The following is an 8,991-nucleotide window of genomic DNA, read 5'->3' as shown; positions in this document are numbered from 1 at the left end:
CCCGCCCCCCGGCCCCCCCCGCCCCCCCCGGGCCCCGTTCTTCTCGCCCCTTGCGCCCCTCTCACAAATGCGCCATGCTAGCAGGAGAAACTAACGCGAGAGGAGAGTGACATGCCGGGCAAGCGCACGGACGTCATCAGCTGGGACGAGTTCTTCATGAAGGCCGCCATTGCGGCGAGCCTGCGCAGCAAGGACCCCAACACGCAGGTGGGCGCCTGCATCGCGGACACCAACCATCGCATCCTCTCCGTTGGCTACAACGGCACGCCCCGCGGTCTCGGCGACGACGAGTTTCCCTGGGGCACGGCGGACGACCCGCTGCACGACAAGCACAACTACGTCATCCATGCCGAGGCCAACGCCATCCTCAACTACCGCGGCTCCCTCAAGGACATGACCGGGGCCACCGTCTACGTGACGCTCTTCCCGTGCCACGAGTGCGCCAAGACCCTCGTGCAGGCGGGCATTGGCGAGGTCGTCTACCTTGACGACAAGTACGACGGCACCGAGGACAACCTCATCTCGAAGAACATCCTCGACCGCTGCGGCGTGAGCTATCGCCAGGTCGAGCTCTCGGAGTAGGCGGGTCGCATTCGGTCTCATACCCATGTGAACTGCGCGGAGCGCGTCGCTTCCGCGTTGCTTGAGGCTTCCTGCGGATATAATTCACCCATCTGTGACGTATCGCCAGCAGGGAGACATGCCACATGGCATCCATGAACGACAAGGACTACTACGCCATTCTCGGCGTCGAGAAGGACGCCTCAACGGAAGAGATTCGCAAGGCCTTCCAGACCAAGGCGCGCAAGCTACACCCTGACGTCAACAAGGCACCGGACGCCGAGGAGCGCTTCAAGGAGGTCTCTGAGGCTTACGCCGTGCTCTCGGACCCCGACAAGCGCAAGCGCTACGACGCGATGCGCTCCGGCTCGCCATTTGGCGGCTACGGGGCGCCCTCGAACGGTGGGGGAGGCTACTCCGACCCGTTTGGCGGCAGCCCGTTTGGGTGGGGGCCCTTTGGCTCCGGCTTTGGCGGAGCGGCCTCGCGCCGCCGCTCGCGCGCCTACAACCCGCGTGCGGGCGCCGACGTGGTCTATGAGCTCACGCTTGACGCCGAGACTGCCCAGAAGGGGGCCCGTCGCGGCGTGACCTACCAGCGCTACGTCTCCTGCGACGCGTGCCATGGCTCGGGCTCCGTGGAGGCAGAGCACTCCGAGACCTGCCCGACCTGCGGAGGCTCCGGTCACATCACCGTTGACACGGGTCTCTTCGGCGTCATGATGATGACCTGCCCCGAGTGCGAGGGCACCGGCCGCGTGGTCGCCGACCCCTGCCAGGCCTGCGGCGGAACGGGCAGGACGCTCTCCGCGAGCGAGGTCGTCGTCGACGTTCCCGCTGGCACCCATGACGGCGACGAGGTGCGCGTGTCCGGCATGGGAAACGCCGGCACCAACGGCTCCACGACCGGTGACTTCGTCTGCCGCGTGTGCGTGCCCGAGGAGCGGCTCACGCGCTCGCAGGCAAGTGGATTCAACTTCATCGGCTTCGCCCTGCCGTTTCTCGTGCTGGGGCTTTTCACCTCAACGCTCTCCTCGCTCGTCTTCATCATCGTGGCACCCATTGTCCTGGGGCTTTACCTCGTGCTCAGGGATGGCGTCAGAAAGAGCGGGCGCTGGTGGAGAAACGCCGGCGTGGCGGTTGCCAACGGAGCCTCAAACGCGTTCATGATCGCGCTGGTCTTTGTTCTCATGTTCTCCTGCACCTCCGGGTTGGGCCGCGTGGGCTACATGGGCGCCCCCTATCTCTGGTAGCCGGAGAAAGTGCTAGGGTAATTCGGGGCGGGAGCATGGCTCCCGCCTCATTTGGGTATAGTGCCCATCGTAAGAAGTCGTTCAGGTCTCTGGAGATTGCACGTGGAACCAAAGAAGGACTACTACGAGGTACTTGAGGTGCCTCGCGATGCGGATGCCAAGACGATCAAGCGGGCGTTTCTCAAGAAGGCCCGCAAGCTGCACCCGGACGTCTCGGACGCCCCGGACGCCGAGGAGCGCTTCAAGGAGGTCAACGAGGCGTACTCCGTGCTCTCCGACGATCAGAAGCGCGCCAACTACGACCGCTATGGCGATCCGAACGGGCCCGCCGGCTTTGGCTCCGACTACGTTGACGTCTCCGACATCTTTGGTGGCGGCGGCTTTGGCTTTGGCGACATCTTTGACTCCTTCTTCGGGGGCATGGGTGGCCGCGGGGGCGGTTCCCAGCGCACGCGCGGCCGCGACATGGGCATCCGCCTCCAGATAACCCTCGAGGAGGCCGCGGCGGGCTGCAAGAAGACCGTTGCCTACACGCGTCTTGCCCCCTGCGAGGACTGCGGCGGCACCGGCGCCGCCGAGGGTGGTCGCATGCGCACCTGCGAGCGCTGCCATGGCTCGGGTCGCGTCGTCGAGGTCCAGCGCACCATCTTCGGCCAGATGCAGACCCAGAGCACCTGCCCCGTCTGTCACGGTCAGGGCCAGGTCATCGACCACCCCTGCGAGACCTGCGAGGGGCAGGGAAGGGCCCCCTCACGCGAGAAGGTCGAGGTGCAGGTCCCCGCGGGCGTTCACTCGGGGCAGACTATCACCGTGGACGGCAAGGGCGAGGCGGGCGTGCGCGGCGACGCGTGCGGCAACCTCGTCGTGAGCATCGAGGTAGCCGACAACGAGCGCTTCGAGCGCCAGGGCGACGACCTCTACTGCACCGTCCAGGTGGACTCGCTCCAGGCCATCGTCGGCACCTCCGTCACCATCGACGGCATCATGGAGGGCGAGCGCGTCACCGTCGAGGTGCCCGCCGGGTGCCAGTACGGCCAGCAGATCGTCGTCGAGCGCCGCGGCATGCCGCGCATGGGTATGATCGCCCGCGGCAACCTCATCGCGGTCGTGCGCATCGAGACCCCGCGCGACCTCACCAAGAAGCAGCTCCTCGACATCGCCGCTCTTGTCGCCGAGCGGTCCCTTGACGAGGACGTGACGACGGGGGAGGAGCGCGCCCAGGAGGAGGGCGAGTCCCGCGCCGCTGACAAGGCGGCCGAGCACTTTGCCAAGGAGCGCTGGCACGCGCCCAAGAACCCGTTCAAGGGGCGCAAGTGACGGCGGATGCAGCCGGTGGGGCGCGCCGCGGCGTCGCGCTCGTGAACCTTGGGTGCCGCGTCAACCGCGTCGAGCTCGATCTCATGGCCTCTGAGCTCGAGCGCTCTGGCGTCGAGGTGGTGCCAGAGCGCGATGCCGGGGTCATCGTAGTCAACACCTGCGCCGTAACCGGCGAGGCAGAGGCCAAGACGAGAAAGGCGGTCCGCCGCGCGGCAACGCTCCCGCAAGCCCCCGTCGTCGTTGCCACGGGATGCGTGGCCAACCTCTTCTCGAACGAGCTTGAGAAGATCGCGCCCAACGTGATCGTCGAGCGCGAGAAGCGCCAGGTTGCCGCCCGCGTTCTGTCCGAGCTCGGGCTCTCCGGGGCCTGTGGGGAGCCTGAGGTCGCTGTGAGCGCGCGCACTCCCACGGGCCGTACCCGTCCCGGCATCAAGATCCAGGACGGCTGCGACAATCGCTGCACCTACTGCATTGTCTGGAAGGCCCGCGGGGCCGCGCGGTCCCTGCCGGCAGACGAGGTTGTCTCCGCCGTTCGCGCGGCGCGGCTGCGCGGCGCGCGCGAGGTCGTCCTCACGGGCATCAACCTGGGAAGCTATCGCTACCGCGAGCTTGACCTGCCCCGCCTTCTCAACCTTCTCCTTGAGCGGACGGACGTTGAGCGCATCAGGCTCTCCTCCATTGAGCCGCCCGACGTCACGCCCGAGCTCTGTTCCGTCATGGCGGGAGCGGGGGAGCGCGTGGCGCCGTTCCTCCACATCTGCCTGCAGTCCGGCTGCGACGAGACGCTCAGGCGCATGGCGCGCGTCTATAGGACCGACCTCTTTAGGCGCGTCGTTGAGACGGCACGCGAGCACCTACCCCACATTTCTCTCGGAACCGACCTCATCGTGGGCTTTCCCGGGGAGACGGACGAGCAGTTCAGGGAGTCGCTCGACTTCTGCAAGGAGATGCGCTTTGCCAAGATGCACGTCTTTCGCTACTCGCGGCGCCCGGGAACGCCTGCCGCGAGCATGCCGGACCAGGTTGAGCCCCACGTGAGCGCCGAGCGCAGCCGCCGCGCCCGTGCCCTCGCGGACGAGATGCGCCTTGCGGAGGCGCGGGCACTCGTTGGCGAGAAGGACCTCGTTGTGGTGCAGTATCCCGGGAGGGGCGTCACGGGCGGCCTCTTCGACGCGCTCGTTGACCCCTCGATTCCCGTGGACTCCCTCGTCCCCGTTGTCCTCACCGGCGTGGACGACAACGCCACCTTCGCCACGCGTCAACTTCCCTGATTGGGGCTGGCAAGGGGGGCGGGTTTTGGTGACAAAGGCGACAGGGTAAGTTGTCATCATGAAACCCATGATGACAACTTACCCTGTCGCCTTTGTCACCAAAACCCGCCCCCCTTGCCAGCCCCAATCAGGGAAGGGACCAAACGCACTCTTTCGGCTATCATCGATATGAGATGTTGTCTGTCACAGGAGGAGCATGGAGCCCACTCAGGTTCGTCTCACCATACCAGACTCCGTAGACCCCACGGCGCTCATGGGGCCGGCTGACGCCCTGCTCAGGCGCGTTGAGTCGAGCTTTGACGCCATGGTCTCGGTGCGTGGCAACCAGGTGGCGCTCTCGGGCCCCGTTGAGGTTGTCGACCAGCTTACCTCGGTCTTCTCGCGCCTCATACGGCTCGTTGAGGCGGGTGCCGAGCCCACGGAGTCAGACGTTGACCTCATCGTTGACCAGGTGCGCCATGGTGCGGAGCGTCTCGACCTCGCCTCCGACGACATCCTGCTCACCTATCACGGGCGCGCCATCCGGCCCAAGACCGCAGGTCAGAAGCGCTACGTTCAGTCTATCAGGAGAAACACCATCACCTTTGGCGTGGGGCCCGCCGGCACCGGCAAGACCTACCTTGCGATGGCGATGGCGGTCGCCGCGCTCAAACGTCGCGAGGTGAGTCGCATCGTTCTCACGAGGCCCGTCGTCGAGGCGGGGGAGTCTCTTGGCTACCTCCCCGGAACGCTCGCCGAGAAGCTCGACCCCTATGTGCGGCCGCTCTACGACGCGCTCTTTGACATGACGGACATGGAGCGCGGCAACGCCCTCATCGAGCAGGGCGTCATCGAGATCGCCCCGCTCGCCTTCATGCGCGGGCGCACCTTCAACAACGCCTTCGTCATTCTCGACGAGGCCCAGAACACCACGCCCGAGCAGATGAAGATGTTCCTCACCCGCCTGGGCTTCTCGTCAAAGTTCGTGGTGACGGGAGACGCCTCCCAGCGAGACCTCTCGGGGGTCGGGGGACTCGAGTCCGCTCGCCGCGTGCTCGCCGACATTGACGACATCTCGTTTGTGGACCTCGATAGGAACGATATCGTCAGGCACACGCTCGTCGCCCGCATCGTTGACGCCTATGCCCAGGGCGAGAAGCCAAAGGAGGGCCTTGATGGATAACGAGTATGACATCTCGATCGAGGAGGGCGTCGTTTCCCCGCTTGAGGAGGATTGCATCTGCTCCTGCTGCGATCTCATCCTGCGCGAGGAGGGAGTCGAGCGCCCCTGCATGGTCTCCATCTCCCTTGTGTCCGACGAGCGGATTCGCGCGCTCAACGACGCCTGGCGAGACGTCGACCGTGCCACGGACGTCATTTCGCTCGAGTGCGAGCGCCCCGATGACCCCGCGCTTGCCCCCGGCGAGCCCTGCGAGCTCGGCGACATCGTTCTGGCGCCTGCGTTCATAGCGCGTCAGGCGCTCGACTACGGCACGAGCGAGGCCGACGAGTTCCGCCTGCTGCTCACGCACGGCCTGCTTCACCTGCTTGGCTATGACCACCTCGTTGAGGATGAGGCCGTGCAGATGGAGGCGCGCGAGGAGGAGCTGCTCGCCCTCATGCCCTGTGACGCTCCCATCACGGGCGTCATCCTCACCCGTCATAGGGAGGACGCGGCCGAATGATTCCCGGATCAAACAGCGATCACCCAGACTTTCGCAAGAGCTTCCTCTTTGCCATCCAGGGCTTCCGCACGGCCGTTGCCACCGAGCGCAACATCAAGGTCATGCTCGCGGCGGGCGCCTGTGCGATCGTGGCGGGCCTTGCGCTCCAGATTGACCTCATCAGCTGGGCGATCATCCTGCTCTGCTGCGGGGCGGTCATAACCGCTGAGCTGCTCAACACCGCCGTCGAGACGGTCGTCGACCTCGTCTCGCCCGAGTTTCACCCGCTCGCCGGGCGCGCAAAGGACATTGCCGCCGCAGCGGTCTGGGTGCTTTCCCTGCTCGTGGGAATCGTGGGCGTGCTCGTCTTCCTCAATGCCATTCTCGGCAGGCTCTAACCCCATTCCGGAGGACCGATGAACGATAAGAACAACGTGCCGTTTACCAGCGGTTTTGTTGCCCTTGTGGGAAGGCCCAACGCGGGCAAGTCAACGCTTCTCAACGCATGCATGGGCGAGAAGATCGCCATCACGAGCCCTGTTGCTCAGACCACGCGCCGTCGCATGCGCGCCGTCATCAACACGGACCACTCGCAGCTCGTGATCATCGACACCCCGGGCCTACACAAGCCCAAGGACGCGCTGGGCTCCGAGCTCAACAATGCCGCGCTCGCGGAGCTCGCGGACGCGGATGTGGTCGCGTTCTTGGTTGACGCCACCAAGCCCGTTGGGCGCGGGGACGAGTGGGTGGCGCGACACGTTGAGGGCGCGGACGCCGACTACAAGCTGCTCGTCCTCACCAAGGCCGACATTGCCGGCCCCGAGCAGGTCTCGGCGCAGCTCTCCGCCGCGAGCGAGCTTGCGACCTTTGATGACGAGCTCGTGGTCTCAGCGACCGAGGGCTTCAACGTCGACGCGTTCCTCGAGCTTGTCTCCGCGCACCTTCCCGAGGGTCCTCGCTGGTTCCCCGAGGGCATGGACGTTGACGCCACGCCCGAGGATCTTGTGGCGGAGTTTGTGCGCGAGAAGCTCTTCCTGCACCTGCGCCAGGAGCTGCCGCACTCCGTGGGCGTCCTCTGCGACGAGATCGGCTACGCCGACGACGGGCACGCCTCCATCGAGGCCACCATCCTCGTGGAGCGCGACGGGCAGAAGGGCATCGTGCTCGGTCGCGGCGGCCTGATGATCAAGCGCGTGGGCATCGAGGCGCGGCGCGACATCGAGCGCCTGCTGGGGTGCAAGGTCTACCTCAACCTCACCGTGAGAGTTGCGCCGCAGTGGCGCCGCGACGAGCGGGAGATTCGCCGCCTGGGCTACGGCCTGGAGGAGTAGCCTTGGCCTGTAGGCGCACCTATCGAACCCGGGCCATCGTACTCGACCGGACAAAGCTCGGCGAGCAGGACCTCATCCTGTCGCTCCTCGCACAGGACGGCTCCGCCGCCCGCGCCGTCGCCAAGGGTGCCCGCAAGCCGGGTGGGCGTCTCGCGGCGCGCGCGGAGCTCTTCTGCGAGACGGACTTTCTCGTTTCCGCGGGTCGCTCGCTCGACGTGGTTTCCGAGGCCTCCCTGGTGGAGGCGCATGCCGGTCTTCGTGGCGAGTACGAGCGCGTGGCCGCCGCGAGCGCAATCGCTGAGGTGGCGCAGCTCACCTGCTTTGAGGACGCCCCCGACGGCTTCCTCTATCCCATCTGTTCCCGTGCGCTGCGCGCATGCGAGGAGGCGCCCGACCAGCCGCGCCTCGACCTCACCGTCGCGGCCTACGTCATGAAGGTGCTCGCCCACGGCGGCTGGCGCCCCGAGCTCGAGGGGTGCTGCGCCTGCGGGGACGCGGCGGTCACGTACTTCTCGTCTGTTGCCGGCGGTGCGCTCTGCGAGAGCTGCGCCCGTGAGGTTGCTGGGGCACAGGAGCTCTCGTCGGTCCTGCTTGCATGGCTGCGCTCGCTCATCTCCTGCACCTTTGACGAGCTTCTCGTCAGCGATATAGAGGCCGAGACGGCCGTCTTCCTCCTTGGGGTGGCGCACTCCTGGGCGGCAACGCACCTTGACGCGCGCCTGCGCGCCATGGAGTTTCTCGCGGGCGTGTGATTCAAAAGGGGACAGTCCCCTTTTGAATCGTTTTTGGCATAATGGGCGGCCGTTGCCATTGCCGTTGCGAGAGGGGAGCCCCGTGTCAAGGAAGCCGCTGATTGGCGTCGTGCCGCTTGTTGACTATGGCCGCGAGAGCCTGTGGATGCTACCGGGGTACTTCGACGCCGTCCTCGAGGCGCGCGGCGTGCCCGTGATGCTGCCGCTCACGACTGATGCCGCGTCCGTTGCGCGCCTGCTCGGCGCCGTTGACGGACTTGTGGTGACCGGCGGCCAGGACGTGGACCCCGCCCGTTATGGCGAGAAGGACCCCGCAGCCGTTGGCCTCTGCGGCGAGCTCTGTCCCGAGCGCGATGCCCTGGAGGCCCTTCTCGTTCCGGCGGCCCTTGAGGCCGACCTGCCGCTTCTCGGCATTTGTCGCGGTCTCCAGGCGCTGAACGTCATCCTTGGCGGCACGCTCTGGCAGGACCTTCCCAAGCAAACCCACTCTGAGGTCAACCATCATGGCACGGCCCCGTACGAGAACCCGGTCCACACGGTTTCCGTTTTGCCCGGGACGCCGCTCGCTGCGTGCGTGGGGGAGGGCGAGCTGCCCGTGAACAGCTTCCACCACCAGGCGCTGCGTGACGTGGCGCCGGGGCTCAAAGTCATGGCACAGGCGGCCGACGGCGTTGTCGAGGCCGTGTGGCGCCCGGCCTCCCGCTTCTGCTGGGCCGTGCAGTGGCATCCCGAGTTCTCCCATGCGGTTGACGGGGCGAGCCGCAATATCTTCTCGGCGTTTGTGGGGGCGTGCCGCGGGTAGCGCCGCCAACCTTTGCACCAAATCGCCTGGTTTTGGGTTTTTGCCCTCTGCGCGTTCGCGCGAT

Annotated in this window: 10 protein-coding genes; all 10 read left to right on the top strand. The window is 66.3% G+C overall.

Going from position 1 to position 8,991, the window contains the following annotated elements:
• Positions 1-111: 111 nt before the first annotated feature.
• The 10 genes from QUW25_RS09835 to QUW25_RS09790 all read left to right on the top strand — a co-directional run bounded on the left by QUW25_RS09835 (position 112) and on the right by QUW25_RS09790 (position 8,927).
• Positions 112-582 carry a deoxycytidylate deaminase gene (locus QUW25_RS09835; protein ID WP_289512039.1) on the top strand — a complete coding sequence of 157 codons (471 nt, stop codon included), beginning with the start codon at positions 112-114 and terminating at the stop codon, positions 580-582.
• Positions 583-707: 125 nt separating this feature from the next.
• Positions 708-1,811: a DnaJ domain-containing protein gene (locus QUW25_RS09830; protein ID WP_289512038.1), complete on the top strand. Its 1,104-nt coding sequence runs from the start codon at positions 708-710 to the stop codon at positions 1,809-1,811.
• Positions 1,812-1,913: 102 nt separating this feature from the next.
• Complete coding sequence (gene dnaJ / locus QUW25_RS09825) at positions 1,914-3,128, top strand: molecular chaperone DnaJ (protein ID WP_289512037.1); 1,215 nt, start codon at positions 1,914-1,916, stop codon at positions 3,126-3,128.
• Positions 3,125-4,399, top strand: a complete 1,275-nt coding sequence (locus QUW25_RS09820) for a MiaB/RimO family radical SAM methylthiotransferase (protein WP_289512036.1) — start codon at positions 3,125-3,127, stop codon at positions 4,397-4,399. The genes dnaJ and QUW25_RS09820 overlap by 4 nt, the downstream gene beginning before the upstream one ends.
• 196 nt (positions 4,400-4,595) lie before the next feature.
• A complete protein-coding gene (locus QUW25_RS09815) occupies positions 4,596-5,561 on the top strand; it encodes a PhoH family protein (protein WP_289512035.1) in 966 nt (321 codons plus the stop codon).
• Positions 5,554-6,063, top strand: a complete 510-nt coding sequence (ybeY, locus tag QUW25_RS09810) for an rRNA maturation RNase YbeY (protein WP_289512034.1) — start codon at positions 5,554-5,556, stop codon at positions 6,061-6,063. The genes QUW25_RS09815 and ybeY overlap by 8 nt, the downstream gene beginning before the upstream one ends.
• The gene (locus QUW25_RS09805) at positions 6,060-6,440 is read left to right on the top strand and encodes a diacylglycerol kinase family protein (protein ID WP_289512033.1); all 381 of its coding nucleotides are present in this window, start codon (positions 6,060-6,062) and stop codon (positions 6,438-6,440) included. Before ybeY ends, QUW25_RS09805 begins: the two co-directional genes overlap by 4 nt.
• A gap of 18 nt (positions 6,441-6,458) precedes the next feature.
• Complete coding sequence (era, locus tag QUW25_RS09800) at positions 6,459-7,373, top strand: GTPase Era (RefSeq protein WP_289512032.1); 915 nt, start codon at positions 6,459-6,461, stop codon at positions 7,371-7,373.
• 2 nt (positions 7,374-7,375) lie between these two features.
• Positions 7,376-8,125 carry a DNA repair protein RecO gene (gene recO / locus QUW25_RS09795; protein WP_289512031.1) on the top strand — a complete coding sequence of 250 codons (750 nt, stop codon included), beginning with the start codon at positions 7,376-7,378 and terminating at the stop codon, positions 8,123-8,125.
• Positions 8,126-8,207: 82 nt separating this feature from the next.
• Positions 8,208-8,927, top strand: a complete 720-nt coding sequence (locus QUW25_RS09790) for a gamma-glutamyl-gamma-aminobutyrate hydrolase family protein (protein WP_289512030.1) — start codon at positions 8,208-8,210, stop codon at positions 8,925-8,927.
• The last annotated feature ends 64 nt before the right edge of the window (positions 8,928-8,991 follow it).

Source organism: Thermophilibacter provencensis (genome assembly GCF_030372065.1).
GTDB classification, from domain to species: Bacteria; Actinomycetota; Coriobacteriia; order Coriobacteriales; family Atopobiaceae; genus Thermophilibacter; species Thermophilibacter provencensis_A.
This window is presented reverse-complemented; position numbering and strand designations above follow the sequence as displayed.

Coding starts and splice junctions, on each gene's coding strand:
- QUW25_RS09835 (WP_289512039.1), top strand. CDS start 112: ATGCCGGGCAAGCGCACGGACGTCATCAGCTGGGACGAGTTCTTCATG.
- QUW25_RS09830 (WP_289512038.1), top strand. CDS start 708: ATGGCATCCATGAACGACAAGGACTACTACGCCATTCTCGGCGTCGAG.
- QUW25_RS09815 (WP_289512035.1), top strand. CDS start 4,596: ATGGAGCCCACTCAGGTTCGTCTCACCATACCAGACTCCGTAGACCCC.
- ybeY (WP_289512034.1), top strand. CDS start 5,554: ATGGATAACGAGTATGACATCTCGATCGAGGAGGGCGTCGTTTCCCCG.
- QUW25_RS09805 (WP_289512033.1), top strand. CDS start 6,060: ATGATTCCCGGATCAAACAGCGATCACCCAGACTTTCGCAAGAGCTTC.
- era (WP_289512032.1), top strand. CDS start 6,459: ATGAACGATAAGAACAACGTGCCGTTTACCAGCGGTTTTGTTGCCCTT.